The organism is Streptomyces sp. Je 1-79 (assembly GCF_025195125.1).
In the GTDB taxonomy this organism is placed as follows: domain Bacteria; phylum Actinomycetota; class Actinomycetes; order Streptomycetales; family Streptomycetaceae; genus Streptomyces.
The window spans coordinates 1-25,140 of sequence record NZ_JAMGSL010000017.1 but is presented as its reverse complement, the minus strand read 5'-3'; the positions used below and the strand labels follow the sequence as shown (position 1 = coordinate 25,140).

The following is a 25,140-nucleotide window of genomic DNA, read 5'->3' as shown; positions in this document are numbered from 1 at the left end:
GGCGCCCCATGCCGTAAGGTCATATTCACCGACGCGGGGTGGAGCAGCTCGGTAGCTCGCTGGGCTCATAACCCAGAGGTCGCAGGTTCAAATCCTGTCCCCGCTACTCAGTAGCAAACGAAGGCCCGGATCCGTTCACTGGATCCGGGCCTTCGTCGTGTCGCCCTCCGCCGGGCTCGGTCTTCACGCGACGTCGAACAGGGCCGGTGTAAGGGCCGGTGTCACCCACTCGGCGGAGCGAAGGTCGCCATGCGGCGCGGCTCCCGGCACCCTGGGGAGGGCGCGGTACCGTCCGTCGCCGTGTACGGACCGGGCAGGAGAGCACAGGTGGGGCAGGGGCAGTGGGGGGTGCGGGGTGAGACGAACGGGCGCCCGCGGTCGCGTGCCGAGCGGGCCCGACGGTTCATCAGGGCCCTTCCCCCGCTGGTGATCCTCGGCGGAATCGTCTTCGACCTCGCCACCCCGCCCTCGTACACGGCCGCCCCGTTGTTCTCGGCCGCGCCGCTCATCGCCGCCCCGTTCTTCTCGATGCTGACGACGCTGCTCACCGGTATCGCCGCGGTCCTCGCCAGTGTCGGGCTGCATGTGTACAACGACACCGCCCTCGACGTCCCGTCCCTCACCGAGACGCTGACCGTCGTCACCGTCTCCGCCCTCGCCCTGCTCATCAACCGGGTCGTGCGGCGGAGCGGGGAGCGGCTCGCCTCGGCGCGGGTGATCGCGGCGACCGCGCAGAAGGCCGTCCTGCCGACACCCGCCGAGCGGATCGGCGGGCTCCAGGTGGCGGCCCGTTACGAGGCCGCGCAGGCGGACGCGTTCATCGGCGGTGACATGTTCGCCGTGCAGGACACGCCGTACGGGGTACGGCTCGTGGTCGGGGACGTCCGTGGCAAGGGGCTCGACGCGGTCGAGGCGGTCGCCATCGTGATCGGGGCCTTCCGGGAGGCGGCCGAGCAGGAGGCGACGCTCGAAGGCGTCGCACAGCGGCTGGAGCGGGCGCTGGCCCGCGAGGGCACGCGTCGCTCGAGCCTCGACGCCTTCGAGGGCTTCACCACCGCCGTCCTGGCCGAGATCCCGCGCGGGGACGGGCGCGTACGGGTGGTGAACCGCGGCCATCCCGAGCCGCTGCTGCTGTACGCGGACGGTGGCCTGGCCCACCTCGAACCGACCGAGCCCGCCCTGCCGCTCGGCATGGGTGAGCTGGCCGCCTGGCCGGACCGGGCCGACGAGGCGCCGTACCCGCCGGGCGCCACCCTGCTCCTCTACACCGACGGGCTGTCCGAGGCCCGCGACTCCTCGGGGGCCTTCTACGATCCGGCCGAGCGGCTCGCCGGACGGATCTTCCCGGGCCCCGAGGAGCTGCTCGACGCGCTCGTGGACGACGTCCGCCGCTACACGGGCGGAGGCTCCACGGACGACATGGCGCTGCTCGCCGTGAGCCGCCCGGCCGCCGGGCAGCCGGAGCGGCGCCGGACGATGCCCGTGGTGCCGTGACCATCCGTAGTGGAGAGGTACCGCTGAGATAACAAATGACGAACCATCAGTTCCGGGGTGGCGCCAATGGTCCGTACTGAAGCGGGATCAAATCGGGCTGTACCAGCTCAATCCCGGGAATGATCAAGCGGAACGGCTTGGAATCCGCCCCTCGTGTCTATTAACGTTCGATAACGCAGCGCGGTCGTCCCAGCCGTCGTCAGAGACGGCACCGCGCGCACGCGCCGAATCCTGAAAGGGAACCGGGGAACCACCACTTGGGGTGAATCGGGCCCCGTCGCACCCGTGCGGCACCGCCCGTAGGAGACCTTCCTGCTCCGAACCCGTCAGCTAACCCGGTAGGCGAGAAGGAAGGAAAGGAGTACGCCTCCGTGGCGTCCAACACCCCTGCTCCCGAGGGTCTTTCTGACGGTTTCAACGCGTTCGGCGCTCCGCGCGCCGCCGGGACGGACGACGACGCCACGACATGGGGTGAATGGAACCCCACCGAGGACTCCCTGCGGCAGCAGGCCCGTTCGGGCGGCCGTCACCGTGTCGTGAAGCAGCGCTCCGGTTTCGCCCGCTCCTCCACCGTCCTCGGCGTCGGTGTCATCGCGGCCGTCGGCGCGGGCGGCATGGCGACCGCCCAGGACAAGCCCCCGGTCTCGATATCCCTCCCCGACCTCAACCTTCCGGACGCCTCCGAGCTCCCCGGCGTCGGCGGGTTCATCTCCGACGACGACGGCGCGGACTCCGCGACGACCAACCCGCAGCCGCTCACGGCCACCCTCGCCCTGCCGGCCGACACGGCCGAGAAGACCGAGGGCGCCGCCTCCGCGGCGGACGCCGGCGAGGCGCTGCGCGCCCGCATCCTTCAGCAGGCCGAGCAGCAGCAGGCCTCCGCCGACGCCGAGAAGAAGGCCGCGGCGGAGACGGCGGCCGCCGAGAAGGCCGCCTCCGAGGCCGCGGCAAAGGCGGACGCCGCGGAGAAGGCGGCGGCCGAGGAGAAGCGGAAGGCCGAGGAGGCCGCCGCGGCGAAGGCCGAGGCGGAGCGCCTGGCGAAGCTCGCCGCGAGCTACTCGCTGCCCACGTCCTCGTACACCCTCACCTCCACGTACGGCCAGGCCGGCTCCATGTGGTCCTCCGGGCACCACACCGGCCTCGACTTCGCGGCGCCGACCGGCACCCCGGTCAAGGCGGTGCACGGTGGCACCATCAAGTCGGCGGGCTGGTCCGGCTCGTACGGCTACCGGATCGTCCTGGAGCTGGAGGACGGTACGGAGGTCTGGTACTGCCACCTGTCCTCGATGACGGCCGGTGTCGGCCAGTCCGTGGGCACCGGCGACACGATCGGCCGCGTGGGCGCGACCGGCAACGTGACCGGCCCGCACCTCCACCTGGAGGTCCACACCCCGGGCGGCGACGGCATCGACCCGGCGGCCTGGCTGGCGAGCAAGGGTCTCTCGGTCTGACCTCGGCCTCTCGGTCAGGACGCCGGTCTCTCGGTCAGGACGCCGGCCTCTCGTCAGGACGTCGGCCTCTCGGTCTGACGTCCTGACCCCGGCGGTCCTGGTGGCACCCCCCCGACGCCAGGGCTGCCGGAATACCCGTTCACGCATGCGTGGTTGAGCCTCCTATGACCTCTCTTCGCCCGCTGGGCAGCTCCGACCTGCACGTCTTCCCCCTCGCGCTGGGCGGAAACGTCTTCGGCTGGTCCGCCGACCAGGAACAGTCCTTCGCCGTCCTCGACGCCTACACCGCCGCGGGCGGGAACTTCGTCGACACCGCCGACATGTACTCGCACTGGGCCGAGGGCAACCAGGGTGGAGAGTCCGAGACGCTCATCGGCAAGTGGCTGGCCACCCGGGGCAACCGCTCCGACGTCGTCGTCGCCACCAAGGTCGGCGCCCACCCCCGGTACAAGGGCCTGTCGGAGACCACCATCAAGGCCGCGGTGGAGGAGTCGCTGCGCCGGCTCGGCACCGACTACATCGACCTGTACTACACGCACTTCGACGACCCGTCCGTCCCGGTCGAGGAGATCGTCACCGCGCTCGACCGGCTGGTGCGGGACGGCAAGGTGCGGGCCGTCGCCGCCTCCAACATCTCGCCCGAGCGGCTCCAGGCCTCCCTCGACTTCGCCGAGGCCGAGGGGCTCGCCCGCTACGTCGCCCTGCAGCCGCACTACAACCTGCTCTCGCGCGACACCTACGAGGGCGACCTCATGGCCACCACCGAGCGGGCCGGGCTCGCCGCCGTCCCGTACTTCGCGCTGGCGTCCGGCTTCCTCACGGGCAAGTACCGCGCCGGGAAGACCGTCGACAGCGTCCGCGCCGAGGGCGCCGCCGGACACGCGGAGACCGAGCGGGGCCGGCGGATCCTGGCAGCGCTCGACACGGTGGCCGAGGCGCACGGCGCGGAGGTCGCCACCGTCGCCCTGGCCTGGCTCGCGTCCCGTCCGACCGTGGCCGCGCCGATCGCCTCGGCCCGTACGGTCGAGCAGCTCCCGGCCCTCGTCGCCGTAGCGGACCTACGGCTGACCGAGCCCGAGCTGACCCTCCTGACGGAGGCTTCCGCAGCCTGACCGCGCGGCGACCCGGCTGACCGGGCGTCGGCTCCCGGCTGGTCGGGCCCGTCTCCGGCCCGGCCGGACGACCGGCTGGGGGCGGGTGGTCGTCGGGTGGTCTCAGCTTCTGTACGGGTTGTAGCCGCCGTAGTCGAGGTACTGCGGCGGCGCCCACGCCCGGCCCGTCGCCCGCGCCGCGTAGGTCAGCGCGGGGGAGGCGACCTCCTTGCGCTGCCAGAGGTGGTGGAGCAGCTCCTGCTCGCGCGCCGGGAAGTCCGGCCCCGCCGCACCGCGGTGGGCGCGGTGGCGCAGGAAGGCGAGGGTCGTCGCGAACGCCTCGTACTCCCCGACCACGGCGGCGGCCGGCTTGCCGTACGTACGGCGGGCGAAGTCGCGGGCCACGGAGCGGGCCCGCATCGAGGAGAGCGCGAGCGGCTCGGCGGGCGAGAGCCAGCCGGCCGCCGCGTACGCCGGGAGCTGCCCGGATATCGTCCGCAGCTCCCGCTGTCTGCTCCATATCGCCAGCCAGGTCAGCAGGCCGAAGGCGGGCACCATGAACATGCCGTAGACCAGGATGAAGCCGAGCGGCCCGAGGACGGTCGCGGAGCCGTTCCACGTGGCGTGCATGGCCATGGCGAGGATCAGCCCGGCGAGGGGCAGCAGCGTCCGGCGCAGCCGCAGGAACCGCCGCCGGGAGGTGGCGAGGGCCGCGAAGGCGAAGCCGAGGCCGGTGAAGACCGTGAAGAGCGGATGCGCGAACGGCGACATCACGATCCGTACGAAGAACGTGCCCGCGGTCACCGAGCCGAGGCCGTCCGCACCGAACTCCTGGTCCTCGCCGAACGCGTTGCCGAGGTAGAGGATGTTCTCGGTGAAGGCGAAACCCGTGGCGGTGAAACCGGCGACCACGACCCCGTCGACGAGGCCGGTGAAGTGCCGTCTGCGGAAGAGGAAGATCAGCAGGATCGCCGCGGCCTTGGCGCTCTCCTCGACGACCGGCGCGACGACCGTGGCACCGAGGGTGTCCGCGGAGGCCGGGTCGGCGGTGGCGGTCGCTATCCAGCGGACCGCGAAGGAGTTGGCCAGGATCGCGACGAGCGTGGCCGCGAACGCGCCCCAGACGAAGGCGAAGATCAGATTCCGCCATGGCCCCGGCTCGACCCGGTCCAGCCAGCGGAAGGCCGCCAGCAGCAGCGGGACGGGCAGGACGGCCAGCGCGAGCCCGACGAGGAAGCCCTCCGTGCCGGTCTGCTCCCGCACGATCGCCAGGATCACGAGCGCGCAGATCGCGAGCACGGTGATCACGGCGACGGCCCGGACCACCTTGCTGCGCCAGAAGGCGCGACGAGGCCTGTAGCGCCACTGGGCGCGGTCCGGAACGGCCGGGAAGGCCGGCTCCTCGGTGTCCCGGGTGGGGACGGGGACGCGGTTAGACACGTGATCGACCCTAACCAGCCGGACTGACACCCGCGACGGAGTTCCCGGTCTTCTGTCGCTTCCTGTGGAGAACGGGGGCTACTTCCTGTGGAAGAGCAGGTCGTGGACGAGGTGGCCCTTGTCCAGGCCCTGCCCCTCGAAGCGGGTGAGGGGGCGGAAGGACGGGCGCGGCGCGTAGCCGCCGTCGGGCCGGGTGTTCTCGAAGTCGGGGTGGGCGGAGAGGACCTCGAGCATCTGCTCGGCGTACTCCTCCCAGTCCGTGGCGCAGTGCAGGACGGCGCCGGGCTTCATCCGCGTCGCGAGCAGCGTCAGGAACTCGGGCTGGATCAGGCGCCGCTTGTGGTGGCGCTTCTTGGGCCAGGGATCCGGGAAGTAGACGCGGCAGCCGTCGAGGGCGTCGGCGGTGAGCATCTCGCGGAGCAGGATGATCGCGTCGCCGTTGGCGACCCGGACGTTCTCCATGCCGCCCCGGTCGGCGAGACCGAGGAGATTGCCCTGGCCGGGGGTGTGGACGTCGACGGCGAGGATGCCGGTGCCGGGGTCGGCGGCGGCCATCTGCGCCGTGGCCTCGCCCATGCCGAAGCCGATCTCCAGGACGACGGGCAGACCGCCGAACATCTCGTTCAGGTCCAGGATCCGCTTGCCGTCGATGTCGAGACCCCAGTCGGGCCACCGCTTGAGCATCGCCTCGGCCTGACCCGCGGTGACGCGGCTGCGGCGGGGCTGGAAGCTGCGGATCCGCCGCTCGTGGTGCGACCCGGCGGGATCGGGCAGCGGCCCTTCCCCGGCGGCGAACATCCGGCTGCCCCGCCGGGCGACGACGGGCTCGACGGTGCGCGCGGGAGCGGCCTCGACGGCGGCCTCGGCGGGCCGGGCGCGCTCGGCGACGGGATGCGTGGCGGTTTCACGAGACTCAGACACAATGCGCCCAATTCTACGTGCCCCGTGCGGGCACCCCCAGGGTCCGCGGGCTACAGCAGAGCCAGGGCCCTGGACGCGACCTCGCGCCCGATCGGGAGGCTCGCCGTCGCCGCCGGGCTCGGAGCGTTCAGGACGTGGACCGTCCGGGGCGCCTCGCGGATCAGGAAGTCGTCCACGAGCGTCCCGTCCCGCAGCACCGCCTGCGCCCGCACCCCCGCCGGGGCCCGGCGCAGATCCGTTTCCTCCACGGCGGGGAGCAGCCTGCGCACCGCCTCCGTGAAGGCCCGCTTCGATAGCGACCGGCGCAGCTCACCCGCTCCGTACCGCCAATGCTCCCGGGCGATCTGCCACGAACCGGGCCACGCCAGCGTCCCCGCCAGCTCGCCGGGCCGGACGACCGACCAGTCGTATCCCTCCCGGGCCAGGGCCGGCACCGCGTTCGGTCCCACGTGCACGCCGCCGTCGACGCCCCGCGTGAGATGGACCCCCAGGAAGGGGAAGGCCGGGTCAGGGACCGGGTACACCAGTCCGTGGATCAGCGAGGGGTCCGCCAGCTCGTAGTACTCGCCCCGGAAGGGCACGATCCGCATCCCGGGATCGTCACCGGCGAGCCGGGCCACCCGGTCGCAGTGCAGCCCCGCGCAGTTCACCAGGACCCGTCCGCGCACCACCGTCCCGGCCGCCGTGCGGACGGCGACGCCCCAGGGGCGCCGGTCGACCGCGGTGACCGCGGAGCCGTACAGGATCCGCGCGCCGGAGGCCTCGGCGAGCTGCGCCGCCACCGCTCCGTAGTCGCAGATCCCGGTCGTGCCGACATGGATCGCGGCGAGGCCCCGTACGTTCGGTTCGTACGCGGTGATCTGCGCGGGCCCGAGCTCCCGCACGGGGATGCCGTTCTCCCGGCCTCGCTGCACGAGCGCGTGGAGCCGGGTCAGCTCGTCCCGGCCGGTGGCGACGATCAGCTTGCCGGTGACCTCGTACGGCAGGCCGTACTCCGCGCAGAACTTGACCATCTCGGCCGCTCCGGCGACCGCGAACCGGGCCTTCAGGGAGCCGGGCCGGTAGTAGATCCCGCTGTGGATCACTCCGCTGTTCCGCCCGGTCTGGTGGCGGGCCGGGCCGGGCTCCTTCTCCAGGACCGTCACGCGCGTGCCGGGGGCGGCGCGGGTCAGGGCGTACGCCGTCGACAGACCGACGATTCCGCCGCCGATCACGAGCACGTCGCAGTCGACGTCGTGCGTGGACACCTGCACCACCTCCCACCCCGATAGTGCACTGGCCCACTGACAAAGCCGTTAAACCCCGTGGGACACGCGTCACGCCGGGGCCATCAGGAGGGGCCGCGCCCGCTCCCGCAGCTCCATGACCCTCGGCTCGTCCCCGTACGGTTCGAGGCGGTGCAGAAGATCCCGTACGTACTCGGTGGTGCGGGCGGACGAGATCCGGCCCGCCACCTCCACCGCGCGCGTGCCGGCCGCGCAGGCCGCGTCCAGATTGCCCGATTCCAGCTCCGCGACGGCCGACACGACGAGCCGCAGCCCGTGCGAGCGGACGAACTCCTCCGTGGGCCGGGACAGCGCCTGCTCGGTGAAGCGGCGCACCTGGAGGGGCGCCTTCAGATCGCGGTAGCACTCGGCGGCGTCCGCGCAGAACCGGTCGTACGAGTAGAAGCCCAGCCACGTCGGGTCGGCGTCGCCCTCCCGCGAGCGCTCCAGCCAGCCCTCGGCCGCCTTCAGCGCCGCCGCGGCGGCGCTGCCGTCGCCTGCCTTCGCGTGCGCCCTGGCCTCGACGAGCCGGAAGAAGGACATCGTGCGGGCGGTGGCGAGCCCGCGGTTGCGCTCCAGGGCGGCCTGGGCGAGGTCCACGCCCTCGTCGGCGAAGCCCCGGTAGGTGGCCTGGAGCGACATGGAGGCGAGGACGTAGCCGCCGAGGGGCACGTCGGCGGCGGCGCGGGCCAGGCGCAGCGCCTGGATGTAGTAGCGCTGGGCGGCCTCCTGCTGACCGGTGTCGAAGGCCATCCAGCCGGCCAGCCGGGTCAGCTCGGCGGTCGCGCCGAACAGGGCCCGGCCGACCTCGTCGGAGTACGAGGCGAGCAGCAGGGGCGCGGCGTCGACGCGTAAGCACTCGGGGACCATGGAGGAACGCCAGTCGCCGCCGCCGTACTTGGAGTCCCAACGGCGCGCGTCCTCGGCGGCCTCGCGGAGCTTGGCGACGTCGCTGTGGCCCACGCGCGCGTGGGGACCGGTCTCCGGCCCCTCGGCCGCCGGTCCCTCGACGGGGCCCAGCACACGCTCCACGGAGGAGTCGGCGGGCGTTATCAGCCAGCGGGAGGCGGGGGTCGCGTACGCGCTCACGGCGAAGGATCCGGCCAGGGACTGCCATATCCCGCCGCCTCCGGCCCTGCGGCCCGCGAGATCCAGTCGGTACAGCTCGGTCGCCGAGCGGACCGCCTCGCCGACGTCGCGCGGGAAGGCGAGACCGACTTCGGGCGCGGGGTCGGCGTCCGCGAGCCCGATCTCGTGCAGCGGCACGGGGCGGCCGAGCTTCTGGCCGATCGCGGCGGCGATCAGATGCGGGGCCGCGCCCTGCGGCACCATGCCCTTCGACACCCACCGGGCCACCGACGTCTTGTCGTAGCGAAGCGTCAGACCGCGCTGCGCGCCGAGGTCGTTGACGCGCCGGGCGAGGCCGGCGTTGCTGATTCCCGCGAGGGCGAGAACCGTGCCGAGCTTTTCGTTCGGCCCGCGTTGCTCCCTGGACATGACGCCACCCCTCGACACCCAGACGGCCGCCACGACGCCGGGCATAGGCGTGCGGCATTCGTAAACACAGCGTAGTTCGCCGCATCCCGACCGTTAAGGGGCGGAGTTCCGTATGGCGGGATTGTTGTGGGAACAGACGGATGGCCGACAGATGGCGTAGTGGTGTCGGCGGGTCCGGCGCCGGGACGGCGCTCACGGGGGGCTCGCGGGGCGCTCCGGGGCGCGTGCCCCGGTCGTGTGGCCGTGCGCCCGGCCGTGCGCTCTCGCCCGGTCGGCGGGGGAGCGCTTCCATGAGTCCTGCGTGGGTCGGCCCACTCGGCTAGGGACCGGTGGGCTGGGGGATACCGCCGCCCCATTCCCCGCGGGCGGCGGACGGCTCCGGGAGGCGAAGAGCGCCTCCCGGAGTGCCGACGGTCCGTGGGGCCGTGTCCGCGCCAATGAGATTGGCCGAATGACGACGGTTGTTGAACCGCTGACAACTGGCCCATGCCAGGGGCGCATTCGCGTTTGCGCGCGCGACCCCGTAGCCCCCTCCGCGCGCTGTTGTCGTGGCAGCATGTTCCTCCACTGAACAGACGTGGAGGCGCCGATGCGATGGCTGGTGGGCTGGAGCAGTGTCGCCGCGAGCTTCGCCCCGACGGGAACGGCCGGGGCCGTGGCGGACCCGGCGTCCGAGGGGCGCACGGTGCACCCGGTGGGCGCGCAGCCGCTGTGGGGTGACCCCGACCCGCTGTGGGCGGTCGGCGACTGGCGCCCCGACGAGGTCCGGGTGATCCGTCTCGACGCGCACACCCGCCTTGCCGTACTGGGGTGTTGCGCGGCGAGCGACGAGGAGCTGAGGGTCGGACTGCTCACCGCGCGCGGGGGCGCGCTGCGCCATCTCACGGCCTGGGCCGGCAGCTACACGGCGGTCGTACAGGTCGGCCGCCGGGTCACCGTGACGGGTGATCTGGCCGGTGCGCGGCCGGTTTTCCACACCCCGTGGGCGGGCGGCACGGCGTTCGCGACGGCCGCCCTGCCCCTCGCGGACCTCGTCGAGGCCCAGCTCGACATCGGCCATCTGGCGGCGCTGCTCGCCTGCCCCGAGACCCCCGAGGCGCTGCGCGACTCCACACCGTACGAAGGGGTGAAGCGGGTGCCGCCCGGGCACGCGCTGATCCTGCGGGAGGGTTCGCGCGAGATCACCGGGTACGAACCGGTGGCCTCGCTCGCCGTCGCCGCGGCGGAGGTCGAGCCGCGGCGGGCCGTGGAGGGCGTACGGGACGCGCTGATCGACGCCGTACGGGCCCGGCTCACCGCGCCCCGGCACGCCCCGGAGTCGCCGCTTCCGGACCCGGGGCCCGTGCCCGGCATGGGGCCGGCCGAGCGGCGGGCGGCCCGGGGCGGCGGTCCGGCTCCGGGGATCGGGGCGGACCTGTCCGGAGGCAGCGCGTCCGGCACGCTCGCCCTGCTGGCGGCCGGCCTGCCCGGGGTGCCCGGGACGATCCTGGGCCACGGCACGGGCGCGGGGGAGCGGCTGCTCGCCGTCACCTTCAACGACCTGGCGGCCGGGGGCGCGCCGGCCCGGGAGGACGAGCTGGAGCGGGCCAGGACGATCGCGGCGAACCCGCGGCTGCACCACGTGGTCGTGGCGGCGGGCGAGGAGGCGCTGCCCTACGCCGAGCTGGAGGGGCCGCTGACCGACGAGCCCGGCCCCTCGCTGGTCGTCGCCGACCGGCACCGGCGGCGGCTCGCGGGCGGCAGCGCGGACCACTTCACGGGGCTGGGCGCCCGTCAGGTCCTCGACGCGCACCCGGCGCGCCTGGCCGATCTGCTGATGGACCGGCGGCGCAGATCGCTGGTGCGCCCCGTGACGGCGCTCGCCAAGGCCACGGGCCCGTCCGCCGGTTCGCTGCTCGTCCCGCTGACGGTCTACCGGGCGGCCCGCCGGCTCGCCCGTACTCCGTACCGCTCGGGCATCGAGGAGGCGGCGACGCGGCTCCTCGACGCGAACCGGACGGGACCGGGGTCCTTCGTCGGTCCGGTGGAGGCGTCCCTGTCCGCGCTGACCTGGTCGCGTCCCGGCCCGGCGGCGCGGTGGCTGACGGGAGAGGCGCTGGCTGAAGTATCGGTTCGGCTGACCCGGGCGGCGACGCTGCCGACCTCGGTGCAGCGGCCCGGGGAGGCACGCGCGCGTGCGGCGCTCGCCCGGGCGGCGGGCGACCACCGGGTTCTGGAGCAGGCGGCCGAGATCCGCGGCCAGCGGCTGCACGCCCCGTTCCTCGACAACCAGGTCGTCCGCGCCTGCCGCGACCTCCCCGAGTCGCTCCGGGTCCAGCCGGGCGCCCGGGCGTCCGTCCTGCGCACCGTCCTCGCGGGTGCGGGCGTCCACGACCTCCCGCCGGGCTGGGGCGCACCGAACCCGGCGGTCCCGTCCGCGGCCACCCGGGCGGGGCTGCGCGCCGCCCTCCCGGACCTGATGGCCCTCTTCGACGCCCCGCTCCTCGCCGACGCGGGCCTGATCGAGGCCCGCGTGGTCCGCAAGGCCCTCCACGCGGCGGCCGACGGCGACCCGGTCCCGCTGGACGGCCTCGCCGACCTCGTCTCCACCGAACTCTGGCTCCGCCGCCTCCTCGCCCGCCGCGGCACCTGCTGGACGGGCACGGCGGCCCCGCGCCAGCGCACGGCGGTGGTGGGCCCCCTGATCCCGGCCACCCGGAGATCACTGCCGGCGTGAGGGGGGACGACTACGCGCACAAAGCCGGCCACAAGCTGCCGTACTGCTCCCGGCCCCGCTCGGCTTCGAGCTCGACAGCTCCGCATTCTGACGGCCCGCCGACCCTCCGCGTAAACCCCGAGGCGCCGCGCACCACCCCCGGGGACAATGGCCCGCGTGCGGTACCTCATCCTCGGCACGACCCTCGCCCTCGACGTCCACGGCACCACCCTTCCCCTGGGCGGTGCCCGGCTGCGCGCGCTGCTCGCCGCGCTCGCGTCGCGCGCCGGGCGTGCCGTCACCGTCGCCGAGCTCGTCGAGGACGTGTACGGCGACGACTCCCCGCACGACGCCCCCGCCGCCCTCCAGGCCCTCGTCGGCCGCCTCCGGCGCGTGATCGGACGGGAGGCCGTCGAGTCCACGCCCGGCCCCGGCTACCGCCTCGCCGCGGGCCCCGACGACATCGACCTGTACGTCTTCGAGCGCCACGCCCGGGACGCGGACGCCCGCCTCGACGCCGGCGACCCCGAAGCCGCCGCCGCCCTCCTCCGTACCGCCCTCGCCCTCTTCCGCGGCCCCGCGCTCGCCGATCTGCCCGAGCACGCGCGCGTGCGGCCCGAGGCGCAGCGGCTCGCCGCCGTACGGCAGCGGATCGAGGCCGATCTGCGGCGCGGCGCCGTCGGCGGACTCGTCCCGGAGCTGTCCGAGCTCACCGCCGCCTACCCGTACGACGAAGGCTTCCGCGCCCAACTCGTCCGCGCCCTGCGGGACGAGGGCCGGCAGGCCGACGCCCTCTCCGCGTACGAGGACGCGCGCCGCGCCCTCGCCGAGGGGCTCGGCACCGACCCCGGCGCCGAACTCGTGGCGCTACACCGGGAGCTGCTCGGGCCGCCGTCACCCCCGCGGCAGGCCCGCGAAACTGGAAACATCCGGCCCCGCCTCACCTCCTTCGTCGGCCGCGAGCCCGAACTGGCCGCCCTCCGCGGCGACCTCACCCGCTCCCGCCTCGTCACGCTCACCGGCCCCGGCGGCTCCGGCAAGACCCGCCTCGCCGAGGAGGCCGCCCTCGGCATCCAGGACCGGACGGGGCCGGCGGAGTCGACGGGACCGACGGGACCGACGGAGTCGAAGGAGCAGCCAGCCCCCGGCACCCGGCACGGGGCCTGGCTCGTCGAGCTCGCCCCGCTCGACGATCCCGCCGCCGTGCCGGGTGCCGTCCTCTCCGCGCTCCGACTCCGCGAGACCACCCTGATCACCCGTGAGGGGCACCCCCTCCAGGACGACCCCACCGCCCGTCTCGTCGAACTCCTCGCGCCCCGCTCACTCCTCCTCGTCCTCGACAACTGCGAGCACGTCATCGACGCGGCGGCAGCTCTCGCCGAGACCCTCCTCACCCACTGCCCCGGGCTGCGCGTTCTCGCCACCAGCCGTGAGCCCCTCGGCGTCCCGGGCGAGACGGTCCGCCCCGTCGAACCGCTGCCGCCCGACCCGGCCCACCGCCTCTTCGCCGAACGCGCCCGAGCCGTCCGCCCCGACCTCGACCTCGCCGCGCCCCTCCCCGACGGAGGCTGCGACGCCGACCCCGCCGCACCCCTCCCTGCCGATCCCCTCCCCGACGGAGCCTGCGACGCCGACCCCGGACCCCAGGCCCCCACCCCCGACGTCGTCGACGAGATCTGCCGCCGCCTCGACGGCCTCCCCCTCGCCATCGAACTGGCCGCCGCCCGACTGCGGCTGCTCACCCCGCGCCAGATCGCCGACCGCCTCGACGACCGCTTCCGCCTCCTCACCTCCGGCAGCCGTACCGTCCTGCCCCGCCAGCAGACACTCCGCGCGGTCGTCGACTGGTCCTGGGACCTCCTCGACACCGACGAGCGCGCCCTGCTCCGCCAGGTCTCCGTCTTCACCGGCGGCTGGGACCTCGCCGCCGCCGAGGCCCTCGCCCCGAACGCCGCCGACGTGCTCGGCGCGCTCGTCGACAAGTCCCTGGTCGTCGCCGCCCCCACCGACGAGGGCGAGATGCGCTACCGGCTCCTGGAGACCATCCACGAGTACGCCGCCGAACGCGCCGCCGAGCGCCCGGCCCTGCTCGCCGCCGCCGAGACGGCCCACACGGCGCACTTCACCGCTCTCGCCGAGCGCGCCGAGCCCCTGCTCCGCTCCGGCGAGCAGCTCCCCTGGATCCGACGGATCGAGACCGACCTCGACAACATCCGCGCCGCCCTCCACCGCACGATCGTCAGCGCACCCGACGAGGCCGCCGCGCACCGCCTCGTCTTCGCCATGGGCTGGTTCTGGTGGCTGCGCAACTACCGTCCCGAGGGCATGGCCTGGGTCGAGCAGACGGTCGGACTCGGCGAGGACCCCGACGATCGGGAGGACCCCCGCTACTGGCCGCGCATGGAGCTGCGCATGCTGTCCTTCTTCCTCTCCGCGGAGAGCCGCGCGGTCGCCGATCTGCGCGACGACCCCGAGGCCTCCGCGCTGGTGCGCCGGGTGCGTGAGGCGTTCGGCGAGCGGCCCGGCCCCCGGTCCGCCCGCTTCCCCGGGCTGCTGTGGCCGTTCACCGCGTACCTCACGGAGGACGCCCCCACCATCCGCGCGATGCTCGACCTCAGCGTCGAGACCTGCCGACGGTACGGCGGCGAGTGGGAGATCGGCGTCAGCCTGATGTTCCGTACCCACCTGGTGATCGACATGCCCGGCGGGATGCCCGGAGTCGACGAGAACCTGGCCGAACTGCGCGCCCTGTCCCGACGGGTCGGCGACCGCTGGATGCGGGCACAGGTGGCGAGCGCGGCGGCCGAGGCGAACACGATGCGCGGCCGGTACGAGGAGGCGGGGGAGGCGTACGAGGAGGCGCTGGGCCTCGCGCGCGAGGTCGGCGCGCACGCCGAATCCCCGTTCCTGATCGCCCGGCTCGCCGAACTCTCCTACCGGTCCGGTGACATGGACGCCGCCGAGAAGGGCCTGGACGAGGCCGCTGCGGAGGTCGCCCGCCATCACGTCAACAACGACACGGAGACGTTCGTCGGGCTCATGCGGGCACTGATCGCCCTGCACCGCGGCGAGGTACGGTCCGCCCGCGCCCATCTGGACGAGGTGGGCCGGCTGGTCATGACCGGCACCCCGCCGCCCCACATGGACGCCGCCCTGGTCGGGCTCTCCGCGCGCGTGTCGGCGTACGAGGGCCGGGGCGTCGCCGCGGTGGCGGAGGCGGTCGAGGCCCTGCGCCTCGCGCTCGGGGCCCAGTGCGCCGACTTCGTCACGGTCCATCTCGCGGAGGGCGTGGCGACCACCCTCGCCCTGAGCGGCGCACACACGCTCGCCGTCCGGGCCCTCGGCGCGGTCGACACCTGGCGCGCCGCGATCCCCCGCTCGGTCCCCGAACTCCGCGAGGTGGAGGAGCTGATGGACCGGGCGCGCACGTCCATGGACGAGACCCACCGAGCGAAGGCGTACGCCGAGGGCGCCGGTCTGTCGCCCGCCGACGTGATCGCGCTGGCCGACGCGTACGTGACGGGCGGGGGCGCGTAGGACGCCCACCGAGCGGATCGCGGGGCGCTCACGGCACGGGCAGGCACAGGGCGGGTACGCACAGGGCTTACGCGACGGGTACGCACAGGGCTTACGCGACGGGTACGCACAGGGCTTACGCGACGGGTACGCACAGGCGCCTACGAAACGGGTACGCACAGGGCGCCTATGGAACGGGCGCGCCGCCGCCCTCCACCGGTCCCGGCCTCACCCGCAGCTGATGCGGGACTGCGCCCAGTCCGCGACCGCGGCGCGGCCGAAGGGGGTGTGCTCCTCCACCACCAGCCGGATCGTCGAGCGTCCCGCGATCCCCACATGGACCGGGACGGCGGGGTCTCCCGGCTCGACGACCCCCGACCGCCAGAGCCGTACACCGTCCCCGTAGACGGAGAAGCGCACACCTCCGACGCCGAGCGGCGCGCTCAGGTCGTCGATGCCCACGAGGGCGTCGTAGCTGGTGCACTGCCGGTTGAGGTCGATCACGAGCGCGGACGGCGCGTGCACGCTCACCCCGTGCGCGTACCGCGTACCGCCGATCGACAGGCCGTCGCGCTGCCACATCCAGCTGCTGTCGCCGATCCGTACCTCGGGCGCGGTGCCGTCACCGAAGACGCCGTAGTCCAGCCGGTTGACCTGATAGACGGCCGGCGGGGAGGGCCGCGGGGGCGCGGGGGCCGGTGTCGGCTTCGGCGGGGTGGGCTTCGGCGTGGGGCTCGGCCTCGGCGGCGGAGTGGGCTCGGGGCTCGGCTCGACCGTCGGCTCCGGCGTGGGGGTCGGCGTCGGCTCGGGGGCCTCCACGACCGGCGGGGCGGGCGGCGGCGGGGGCTTGGGCGCCGGCTTCGGCGGGGGAGTCGGCTCCGGCGGTACGACGGTGGCGACGGCCGGCGGCGAGGGTTCGGGCTTCGCGACCGGCTGCGGGTCCCCGGCGAGCGCCCACACCAGACCGGCGGTCGCGGCGACGGCCACGGCGGCCGCGAGGCCCGCCTTCGCGGGGGCGCCGAGCCCCTCGGCCGCCGCGGCTGAGGACGCCCCGGCCGAACCCGACGAGGCGCCGCCCGTCGCGGCGGCGGCCGCACCGGCCCCGGCCGCGCCCGCGGCCCCGCCGGCCACAACGCCCGCGGCCTTGAGGGAGAACCCGGCGGCGAACCAGCCGATGACGGCGACCGGCAGCAGCGCCGGGATCCCGGCGTTCACATGCTCCAGCTCACCGGCGGCGATCCGGCACTTGGCACACTCCTCCAGGTGCTTGCGCAGCCCGCGCTCGGCCCGCATCCGCAGGCCCCCGCGCGCGTAGGCGCCGAGCCGGTCGGCGTAGCGGGCGCAGTCGCCGCCCGCCGTGAGCGACTGGCTGACGTGCGCCTGGAGGTAGGCCTGCTTGAGGCCCTCGCGGGCCCTGCTGGCGAGCACGGCGGTCGCGTTGGCCGTCAGACCGAACAGCGGCGCGACCTCGCTCGGCGACTCCTCCTCGACGGTGGTGTGCCAGAGCACGGCCTGCCACCGCTCGGGCAGCGACCGGAACGCCTGCAGCGCCAGCGACTGTTCGGCCTCGTGCATCGCCAGGACGTCGGCACCGAGATCGAGGGTGTCCTGGTCGGAGACCTCGGAGGTGCGGGCGGCCTGTGCCGCGAAGACCGCGAAGTCCTCGACCAGATGCTCCCGCTTCTGGGTCCGGGTCCAGTTCGCCGCCACCCGGCGGACGGTGGTCAGCAGATAGGCCCGGACGGCCTGTTCGGGCCCCGCCCCGCCCCGTACGGCCTGGAGCGTGCGGGCGAACACCTCGGCCGTCAGGTCGTCGGCGGTGTGCGCGTCGCGGCAGCACGTCCTGGCGTAGCGGCGCACGGCGTCGGAGTGGCGGCGGAACAGCTCTTCGTACGCGCTGTCGTCGCCGTCCCGCATCAGCTGGATGAGATCGGCGTCGGAGGGCGGCAGTTCGACCGGCGGCGGAAGAACGCCGTCGTACGCGTCGGACCCGTCGGGGACCGGCGCCGGGACCCCGTGTTCACGCTGCTGCGGCACGCTCGGCTCGGCGGCCCCGACGGAAGCACCAGGGAGGCCTACGGCTGCCGAACCCGGCGCCGCAGAGGAGCCCGCCGCCACGCCCGAGGAGCCCGCCGCCACGCCCGAGGAGCCCGTCGCCACGCCCGAGGAGCCCGTCGCCACGCCCGAGGAGCCGCTCGGCACGCCCGAGGAGCCCGTCGCCACGCCCGAGGAGCCGCTCGGCACGCCCGAGGAGCCCGTCGCCACGCCCGAGGAGCCGCTCGGCACGCCGGAAGAGCCCGCCGCCACGCCGGAAGAGCCCGCCGCCACGCCCGAGGAACCTCCGGGCCCGCCCTGGTTCGGCACCTGCCGTCCGGACTGCTGGGAGGGAACGCCTCCGGTCTCCGTGGTGCCGCTCTTGCCCAGCGGCTCGTCCCGACCGTCACCGCTCATCGCGGAAGCCCCCGTCCGCACGCCCAGACCCGAACACCGGCCAAGAGTGCCACAGAGCGACGGCGCGCTGAACCTGCGCGTCCACTTACCACTCGTCCGGGGCGACTTCCTGTATCCGGGCGTAACCGCTCACCCGTTCGTGTCACGCTCGACGGTCCGCCCGGACCAGTCACCACACGGAGACGACCACCCCTCCCGCCACCGGGAGCCGACGCGAACTACCGCGAACGCAGACCCTCCAGGAGGATGTCGAGGAGCCGTGCCGAGGCCGCGGCCTGCTGAGCCGCGTCCGGCAGCGCCGGCGCCGCCGTGGCTATGACGAGCAGAACGTCCGCCACCGTCACGTCCGTTCGCAGCTCACCCGCCGCACGGGCGCGGTCCACGAGCCGACCGACGACCTCCAGGAGCTCCGTCGTCCCGGCGCCGTCCTGCTCGCTCACCTGCACGGCGCGCGGCGCGACCACCCGCGGCTCGCCTTGGTCCGCGAAACCGCGCTGGTGCGGCACCCGCGCCCCGTCGCCCGGGGCCTGCGCCGGTAGCAGCAACTCGTCCGCGTCCACGCCCACCCGCAGGATCTGCGGCGGCAGCAGCCGCCCCGCACCCGAGGCCACCGACGTCCGCAGGAACCGGGAGAGCGCCGACCACGGCTCCTCCTCCTGCCCGAGGGCCGTGCGGGCCTGCTCGGTCAGCCGCGAGGTCTCCTCCTCGGCTATCCGGCGCACCAGCACGTCCTTGCTCGGGAAGCGGCGGTAGACCGTGCCCACGCCGACCCGGGCGCGTCGCGCCACGTCCTCCATCGGCGCCCCGTAACCGAGTTCGCCGAAAACCTCACGCGCCGCGCGCAGCACGTGCTCCAGATTGCGCTGCGCGTCCACGCGCAGCGGCGCCGACCGGCCGACCGCCGTGGACGATCCCGTAGCCGTGCCCGTACTCATACCCGTACCGCGTCCGTCGAGCGAGCCGTCCGTCGTCCCGACGACAGCCTGCCACCGCGAATCCTGCATGTGCATAAGCGTTCCCCCGCTCATGATGTCTCCCCCCGGAGACTTCCCCGCTTTGACACGGGGCCCTCGGACCTCCGCAGCGCTCTGGTCCGTGCGCTGCGATCCGATGCCCCGACGAGATACGAACATAGTTGAGTCGAGGTCAATTCAGAAGGGGGAGTTCCGCACGGTGCGCCCCCCGATCGGAGCAAGGGCCTGAACTCTCCCGATTCCGGCCCCCCACACTACCCCCCACGCCCGGCCTGACCTGCGCACTTCCCCCTGTACCCACCCTGTGCGCCACCCCGCGCCCCCGCGCACCTCCGGTCACACAATTTGCCGGGGCTGTGGACAAACCCCGGACGGCGTTGCGTCATGGGACAGTGACCGAACCTGTGCGCATTCTCGTTGTCGGCGGTGGCTACGTCGGGATGTACACCGCGCTGCGCCTCCAGCGGCAGCTCAAGGCCGAGCTCAGAACCGGTTCCGTCGAGATCGTGGTGGTCACGCCCGAGCCGTACATGACGTACCAGCCGTTCCTGCCCGAGGCCGCCGCCGGTTCGATCTCCCCGCGCCACGTCGTCGTCCCGCTCCGCCGTGTCCTGGACAAGTGCCGGATCACCATCGGCGAGGTCCACGCCGTCGACCACGCCAAGCGGACGGCGACGCTCTCCACCCTCGCCACCGAGGAGGAGGGCACCGGCCACGTCCAGATCACCTACGACGAACTGGTCATCGCACCCGGCTCGATCTCCCGCACCCTCCCCGTCCCCGGTCTCGCCGACTACGCCATCGGCTTCAAGACCGTCGAGGAGGCGATCGGACTGCGCAACCACGTCATCGAGCAGATGGACATCGCCTCCTCCACCCGCGACCCGGGCCTGCGCGACGCCGCCCTCACCTTCGTCTTCGTCGGAGGCGGCTACGCGGGCGTGGAGGCGCTCGCCGAGCTGGAGGACATGGCCCGCTACACGGCGCGGTACTACCACAACATCAAGCCGGAGGACCTGAAGTGGGTCCTGGTCGAGGCCGCGGACCGCATCCTGCCTGAGGTCGGCGAGAAGATGGGCAAGTACGCGATCCGCGAGCTGCGCGGCCGTAACATCGACGTCCGGCTGGGCACCCGCCTCGACTCCTGCGAGGACCGCGTCGCCGTCCTCAGCGACGGCAGCCGCTTCCCCACCCGGACCGTCGTCTGGACCGCGGGCGTGAAGCCCGCGCCGGTCCTCGCTCGCACCGACCTGCCGCTCGACGCACGCGGCCGGCTCACGTGCACGGCCCGGCTGACCGTCGACGGCGTCGAACACGCCTGGGCGGCCGGAGACGCCGCGGCCGTCCCCGACCTGTCGGCGGAGGAGCCCGGCAAGGAGTGCGCGCCGAACGCACAGCACGCCGTACGCCAGACCAAGGTGCTGGCCGAGAACGTCGCCGCCTCCCTGCGCGGACAGCCGCTCAAGGAGTACGCCCACAAGTACGCGGGCTCGGTCGCCTCCCTCGGCCTCCACAAGGGTGTGGCCCACGTCTACGGACGCAAACTGAAGGGCTACCCCGCCTGGTTCATGCACCGCGCCTACCACCTCAGCCGCGTCCCGACCTTCAACCGGAAGGCCCGTGTCCTGGCAGAGTGGACCCTTTCCGGCCTGTTCAAGCGGGAGATCGTCTCGCTCGGCTCGCTGGAACACCCGCGCGCCGAATTCGAACTCGCCGCCGCGCCCCCGCCCCCCAAGAACGGCCCGAAGCCCGGCTGACACCGATGTCAGTGCGGTCGGTCACACTGGACGTGTGACCATAGGTGGGCTCACACCTGCACAGAGTGACTCAGCACGGCCAACAGACCACGAGGCATACAGATCCGTGAACTTCACCCGTTGGAGCGCCCGACTCCCCGGCACGCAGCGCCGTACGGCGGCGCGGGGGACCGAAGGCTCCGTGCCCGCGGCCCGCGGGGAGTACGAGCAGCAGCCTGAGCCCCTCCCCGACGAGGTCCCCGCCCTGGAGGACTTCTCCGCGCGGGAGATCATCGGCCGCCTTCCCGGCCTCGTCGCGCTCGCGTACGGCCCCGAGCACCGCATCGCCTACGTCAACGACGCCTACGCCGCCGCCTTCGGCCCCCGGCCCGCCGGGGCCACCGTCGCCGACGCCTGCCCCGAGGCCCACGAGCTGGGCCTGCTGCCGCTCATGGACCAGGTCCTGCGCAGCGGCAAGCCCCGGACGGTCAAGTCCCGCAAGACCCAGGACGGCGGCTCGTACACGGTCACCTGCCTGCCGGTGGAGTCCCCGCGCTTCGAGGGCGGCGGCGTCCTCGTGCACGCGGCCGACGTCACCGACCACGCCGAGGCCGCCGAGCGGCTGCGGGCCAGCGAGCGCCGGCACCGCGAGACCGCCGTCACCCTCCAGCGCTCCCTGCTCCCGCAGGAGCTGGAGCAGCCCGACGACCTGCGGATCGCCGCCACGTACCAGCCCGGCGGCACGGACGCGGCCGTCGGCGGCGACTGGTACGACGTCATCACCCTCGGAGCAGGACGCACCGCCCTGGTCATCGGGGACGTCATGGGCCGCGGGGTGCGCGCCGCCGCCGTCATGGGCCAGCTCCGCACCGCCGTCCGGGCCTACGCCCGGCTCGACCTGCCCCCGCACGAAGTGCTCCAGCTGCTCGACGGTCTCGCCGCCGAGATCGACGCCAGCCAGATCGCCACCTGCGTCTACGCGGTCCACGACCCCAACGAGGGCAAGCTCGTCTACGCCTCCGCGGGCCACCTCCCGATCCTCGTCAGGGACGAGGACGGTTCCGTCCGCCGCGCCGAGGATCCCACCGGCCCGCCGCTGGGCACCGGAGGCTGGCTCCACACCTCCGGCGCGATCGCCCTGCCGCCCGGCTCCACCGCCGTCCTCTATACGGACGGTCTGGTCGAACGCCGGCGCGAGGACATCGACGAGGGAGTCGCCGCCCTGGAACGCGCGCTGTCCGGTGCCCTCGGCACCCCTCAGGTCGTCTGCGACCGGCTGCTGCGCTCGCTCGGCGTCACCGCCGAGCACGACGACGACGTCGCCGTCCTGGTCGTCCAGCACCCGTCCCGCAGGGGAGCGGACGCGGAGCTCTTCCACAACGCGGCCCTGGAGCTGCTCGGCGGAGTGGAGGCGGCCCCACGCGCGCGTGCCTTCGCCTCGGGCGTCCTCTCCAGCTGGCGCTTCCCGGTCGAGCTGCGCGACCTCGGGGTCCTCGCCACCAGCGAGCTGGTGGCGAACTCCCTCAAGCACGGCACCCCGCCGATGCGCCTGCGGCTGCGCCGTACGGACCGGCGCCTGATCATCGAGGTCACGGACGGCGACGACCACCTGCCGCGCCGCCGCAGGGCGGAGACGGAGGACGAGGCGGGCCGCGGGATCTCGATCATCGCGACGATCGCCTCGTCCTGGGGAAGCCGCCGTACGCCGGGAGGCGGCAAGGCGGTCTGGTGCGAGTTCGCCCTGCCCGACAGGGCCTAGGGCGTGTTTCGAAAGTCCCGTCTGGCCGGGGGCGCCTGACACGCACTCCCCCGTGGCCCTTCGGGCACGGGAGGTGCCCCCACGCCGCGTTGTCGGTCGTCGGCGCAGCCCGCTGCGCTCTCCTTCCTCCGCCTTGCGATCGCACGCACCAGACGCCCCCGGCCCCGCCCTTCGGGCGGACGACGCTACTTTCGAAACACGCCCTAGGCGGGGACGCTCTCCTTCTCGGGCACGTGCTGGGCCACGACGCGCGAGGTGCGGGCGGCGAGCGCCGGGTGGTCCTGCACCGGCGTGAGCTGCCTGCCCAGCCGCAGCGCCAGGAACGTGATCCCGAGCGAGAAGAGCACGAAGGTCACGATGTACGGACCGTGCAGCGCGGCCCCCATGGGCCCGCCCACGGCCGGACCGACGGCCAGCGCGAGCTGCTTGACCAGCGCGAACGCCGAGTTGTACTGACCGACCATGGACTCCGGAGCGAGGTCCGCGACCAGCGGTGCCACGGTCGGGGACAGCATCGCCTCGCCGAGCCCGAAGAGGGCGTACGTGGAGACGAAGGCGGCGGTCGCCATCGCCTGGCTGCCGTTGCCGAGCCCCGCGTACCCGGCGATCACCCACGCCACGGCCCAGATCAGACCGACGGCCGCGATCACCCGGGACCGGCGGCGGCGCTCGACGAACCGCAGCACCACGAACTGGGCGACGACGATGACGGCCGTGTTGGCGGCCAGAGCGATGCCGAGCGTGGACGGCTGGATGCCGGCGGCCTCGGTGCCGTACGCCGCGAGACCCGACTCGAACTGCCCGTAGCAGGCGAAGAACAGCACGAAGCCCAGGACGCACAGCTGCACCATGGCCTTGTGCCCGAGCAGCGCCCGGACGCCGCCGCCCTTGGAAGCCGGCCGCGCGCCCTGCAGCGCGGGGGAGCCGGGCATCCGGACGGTCAGCACGATCCCGGCGAGCACGAGGAACATCGCCGACTCGATGGAGAAGAGAAGAAGGAAGCTGCCCGGCCGGCTCTCGTCGACGAGCTGGCCGCCGATCAGGCCACCGACACCGAGTCCGAGGTTCTGCAGGAAGAACTGCATGGCGAAGGACCGGGTCCGGGTGGCGGGGTCGGAGCACCAGACGATCATCGTCGCGAGCGCCGGCTGCATCACGGCCGTACCGGCACCGAGCAGTGCGGCGGAGCCGACGACGGCGCCCACGCTGCCGGAAAGGCCCATGCCCAGGGCGCCGAGGGACGCGAGGACGGCGGCGACGAGGAGTACGGGGACGGGGCCGCGGCGGTCGATGGCGCGTCCGCTGAACGGCAGGACGACGAGTGCGGCCATGGCGAAGACGGCGAGCACGATGCCCGCCGTGGTCGCGCCCAGGTCCCGCACCTGAGCCACGTACACATAAAGGTACGGAACGGTGAAGCCGAGTCCGAACGCGCTCAGCGCGCTGCCTGCCTGGATCCGGCGCATCGCTGCACCCATCGCCTTGGTCACACTCACCCACTTCGATCGAGGGCTTCATCCCTGAAGCCCTGAAGCCTGAAGACTTCAACAGTAAAATTAGATCCTTAACAATACACATGGAAGGACTTCAACGCCAACGGCGACCGTGGGATACTCCCCGCATGTCCGACAACCCCGAGCAGTCCGGCCCGCGGCCCCCGCAGGAGCCGACCCTCGACGAACAGATCGCGGCCTATCAGCGCGAGTACCGCGACCTGGACCCCCAGGTCGAGAAGGTGGTCTCCGCGCTTGGCAGGCTGAACCGCCGGATGAACGTGGCCTACGGCCGCCAGCTCGCCGACCTGGGCATCAGCAACGCCGAGTGGGAGGTCCTCAAGACCCTCGTCCTCGCCGGCGACCCCTATCGCCTGGGCCCGGGCGAGCTTGCCAAGCGTCTCGGCCTCACCCCGGCGGCGATGACCCATCGCATCGACCGCATGGCGGGCGAGGGCCTGGTCACCCGCGACCGCGACGAGACCAACCGCGTCCGGGTGATCGTGGAACTGACCGACGAGGGCCGCTCGAAGTGGCTCGAGGCGATGCGCATGGCGACCGACTTCGAGGAGGAGCTCCTCCAGGACCTGACGGTCGAGGAGCGCACCGGCCTCGGCGACATGCTGATCACCCTGCTCCGCAGGGTCGAGCACACCCAGCCGGACGCGGGCGGCCGGCTCAAGGACCTCGACTGAGAGCTCCTGCGACGGCCTGTCGGCGCGTACGCGGAGGTCACACGACCGGGGGTTGACACGCCCCCGCCGTATCCGTAGTGTTCTCCGAGTTGTCACGGGGCCGGAACGGTTCTGCGACAGCCACTCCCGCCGCTGATGCGGCACCTCTACTCAGCACGATCTCCCAGCCGGGACGAATTTCGGCATGCCGAAATTCATTTCGAATGGCTCGATTATGAGCCGCCCGGGAAATCCGCTAGAGTTTGAGCGTCGGAACGGCCCAACAGCCGCGAAGACAAATCCCGCTGACTGGGAATCAGGCCCGAAAGGATCTGATAGAGTCGGAAACGCAGGAAGGCCGAAACGGGAAACCGAAGAAGCCGGAAAGCGCCGAGGAAATCGGATCGGAAAGATCTGATAGAGTCGGAAACGCAAGACCGAAGGGAAGCCCGGAGGAAAGCCCGAGAGGGTGAGTACAAAGGAAGCGTCCGTTCCTTGAGAACTCAACAGCGTGCCAAAAATCAACGCCAGATTAGTTGATACCCCGTCCATCTTCGGATGGTCGAGGTTCCTTTGAAAAAGTCCACCCTTCGGGGTGGCACACAGCGAGGACGCTGTGAACGACCGGTCCTATTCCGACCGATCGTTCCGCTCTCGTGGTGTTCAGCCGGATTACCGGCAAA

At 73.3% G+C, this 25,140-nt stretch carries 15 protein-coding genes, 1 tRNA gene and 1 riboswitch; of the genes, 9 read left to right on the top strand and 7 right to left on the bottom strand.

Annotation, left to right across the window (positions count from 1 at the left end; all coding sequences use genetic code 11):
- Positions 1-32: 32 nt before the first annotated feature.
- From M5362_RS29065 to M5362_RS29050, 4 genes are all read left to right on the top strand, one after another.
- A tRNA-Met gene (locus tag M5362_RS29065) sits at positions 33-106 on the top strand.
- 143 nt (positions 107-249) lie between these two features.
- Entirely contained in the window at positions 250-1,494 is a 1,245-nt protein-coding gene (locus tag M5362_RS29060) for a PP2C family protein-serine/threonine phosphatase (RefSeq protein WP_374214545.1), read from the top strand.
- A gap of 212 nt (positions 1,495-1,706) precedes the next feature.
- Positions 1,707-1,854, top strand: a riboswitch (cyclic di-AMP (ydaO/yuaA leader).
- A gap of 11 nt (positions 1,855-1,865) precedes the next feature.
- Positions 1,866-2,945 carry a M23 family metallopeptidase gene (locus M5362_RS29055; RefSeq protein ID WP_260230790.1) on the top strand — a complete coding sequence of 360 codons (1,080 nt, stop codon included), beginning with the start codon at positions 1,866-1,868 and terminating at the stop codon, positions 2,943-2,945.
- Between the two features lie 164 nt (positions 2,946-3,109).
- Entirely contained in the window at positions 3,110-4,057 is a 948-nt protein-coding gene (locus M5362_RS29050; protein ID WP_260230789.1) for an aldo/keto reductase, read from the top strand.
- A 102-nt stretch (positions 4,058-4,159) separates the two neighbouring features.
- On the opposite strand, the gene M5362_RS29045 is transcribed toward M5362_RS29050, so the two are convergent.
- From M5362_RS29045 to M5362_RS29030, 4 genes are all read right to left on the bottom strand, one after another.
- Complete coding sequence (locus M5362_RS29045) at positions 4,160-5,476, bottom strand: PrsW family intramembrane metalloprotease (RefSeq protein WP_260230788.1); 1,317 nt, start codon at positions 5,474-5,476, stop codon at positions 4,160-4,162.
- A 78-nt stretch (positions 5,477-5,554) separates the two neighbouring features.
- Positions 5,555-6,397 (bottom strand): tRNA (guanosine(46)-N7)-methyltransferase TrmB, encoded by an 843-nt coding sequence (trmB, locus tag M5362_RS29040; RefSeq protein WP_374214544.1) that lies wholly within the window; start codon positions 6,395-6,397, stop codon positions 5,555-5,557.
- Positions 6,398-6,447: 50 nt separating this feature from the next.
- A complete protein-coding gene (gene lhgO / locus M5362_RS29035; protein WP_260230787.1) occupies positions 6,448-7,644 on the bottom strand; it encodes an L-2-hydroxyglutarate oxidase in 1,197 nt (398 codons plus the stop codon).
- Positions 7,645-7,713: 69 nt separating this feature from the next.
- On the bottom strand, positions 7,714-9,159 hold the full coding sequence (locus tag M5362_RS29030; protein ID WP_260230786.1) for an MFS transporter: 1,446 nt from the start codon (positions 9,157-9,159) through the stop codon (positions 7,714-7,716).
- 589 nt (positions 9,160-9,748) lie between these two features.
- Here M5362_RS29030 and M5362_RS29025 point away from each other — a divergent pair.
- Both M5362_RS29025 and M5362_RS29020 read left to right on the top strand, forming a co-directional pair.
- Positions 9,749-11,875 carry an asparagine synthase-related protein gene (locus M5362_RS29025; RefSeq protein WP_260230785.1) on the top strand — a complete coding sequence of 709 codons (2,127 nt, stop codon included), beginning with the start codon at positions 9,749-9,751 and terminating at the stop codon, positions 11,873-11,875.
- 156 nt (positions 11,876-12,031) lie between these two features.
- Positions 12,032-15,391: a BTAD domain-containing putative transcriptional regulator gene (locus M5362_RS29020; RefSeq protein ID WP_260230784.1), complete on the top strand. Its 3,360-nt coding sequence runs from the start codon at positions 12,032-12,034 to the stop codon at positions 15,389-15,391.
- A gap of 207 nt (positions 15,392-15,598) precedes the next feature.
- Here M5362_RS29020 and M5362_RS29015 read toward each other — a convergent pair whose 3' ends face one another.
- Both M5362_RS29015 and M5362_RS29010 read right to left on the bottom strand, forming a co-directional pair.
- The gene (locus M5362_RS29015; RefSeq protein WP_260230783.1) at positions 15,599-17,821 is read right to left on the bottom strand and encodes a sigma-70 family RNA polymerase sigma factor; all 2,223 of its coding nucleotides are present in this window, start codon (positions 17,819-17,821) and stop codon (positions 15,599-15,601) included.
- Positions 17,822-18,039: 218 nt separating this feature from the next.
- A complete protein-coding gene (locus M5362_RS29010) occupies positions 18,040-18,831 on the bottom strand; it encodes a TetR/AcrR family transcriptional regulator (RefSeq protein ID WP_260230782.1) in 792 nt (263 codons plus the stop codon).
- Positions 18,832-19,235: 404 nt separating this feature from the next.
- Here M5362_RS29010 and M5362_RS29005 point away from each other — a divergent pair, with 404 nt between their 5' ends.
- Entirely contained in the window at positions 19,236-20,552 is a 1,317-nt protein-coding gene (locus M5362_RS29005) for an NAD(P)/FAD-dependent oxidoreductase (RefSeq protein ID WP_374214548.1), read from the top strand.
- A gap of 106 nt (positions 20,553-20,658) precedes the next feature.
- Positions 20,659-22,290 (top strand): SpoIIE family protein phosphatase, encoded by a 1,632-nt coding sequence (locus tag M5362_RS29000; protein ID WP_260230780.1) that lies wholly within the window; start codon positions 20,659-20,661, stop codon positions 22,288-22,290.
- A 203-nt stretch (positions 22,291-22,493) separates the two neighbouring features.
- Here the strand turns inward: M5362_RS29000 and M5362_RS28995 are convergent, their stop codons facing one another.
- On the bottom strand, positions 22,494-23,768 hold the full coding sequence (locus M5362_RS28995; protein WP_260230896.1) for an MFS transporter: 1,275 nt from the start codon (positions 23,766-23,768) through the stop codon (positions 22,494-22,496).
- 143 nt (positions 23,769-23,911) lie between these two features.
- Between M5362_RS28995 and M5362_RS28990 the strand changes: the two genes are divergently transcribed.
- Entirely contained in the window at positions 23,912-24,478 is a 567-nt protein-coding gene (locus M5362_RS28990; RefSeq protein ID WP_260230779.1) for a MarR family winged helix-turn-helix transcriptional regulator, read from the top strand.
- The last annotated feature ends 662 nt before the right edge of the window (positions 24,479-25,140 follow it).

Bases quoted from the DNA above. Each gene is read 5' to 3' on its own strand.
- M5362_RS29060 (WP_374214545.1), top strand. From the start codon at position 250: ATGCGGCGCGGCTCCCGGCACCCTGGGGAGGGCGCGGTACCGTCCGTC.
- M5362_RS29050 (WP_260230789.1), top strand. From the start codon at position 3,110: ATGACCTCTCTTCGCCCGCTGGGCAGCTCCGACCTGCACGTCTTCCCC.
- M5362_RS29030 (WP_260230786.1), bottom strand. From the start codon at position 9,159: ATGTCCAGGGAGCAACGCGGGCCGAACGAAAAGCTCGGCACGGTTCTC.
- M5362_RS29025 (WP_260230785.1), top strand. From the start codon at position 9,749: ATGCGATGGCTGGTGGGCTGGAGCAGTGTCGCCGCGAGCTTCGCCCCG.
- M5362_RS29015 (WP_260230783.1), bottom strand. From the start codon at position 17,821: ATGAGCGGTGACGGTCGGGACGAGCCGCTGGGCAAGAGCGGCACCACG.
- M5362_RS29010 (WP_260230782.1), bottom strand. From the start codon at position 18,831: ATGCACATGCAGGATTCGCGGTGGCAGGCTGTCGTCGGGACGACGGAC.
- M5362_RS29005 (WP_374214548.1), top strand. From the start codon at position 19,236: ATGTACACCGCGCTGCGCCTCCAGCGGCAGCTCAAGGCCGAGCTCAGA.
- M5362_RS28995 (WP_260230896.1), bottom strand. From the start codon at position 23,768: ATGGGTGCAGCGATGCGCCGGATCCAGGCAGGCAGCGCGCTGAGCGCG.
- M5362_RS28990 (WP_260230779.1), top strand. From the start codon at position 23,912: ATGTCCGACAACCCCGAGCAGTCCGGCCCGCGGCCCCCGCAGGAGCCG.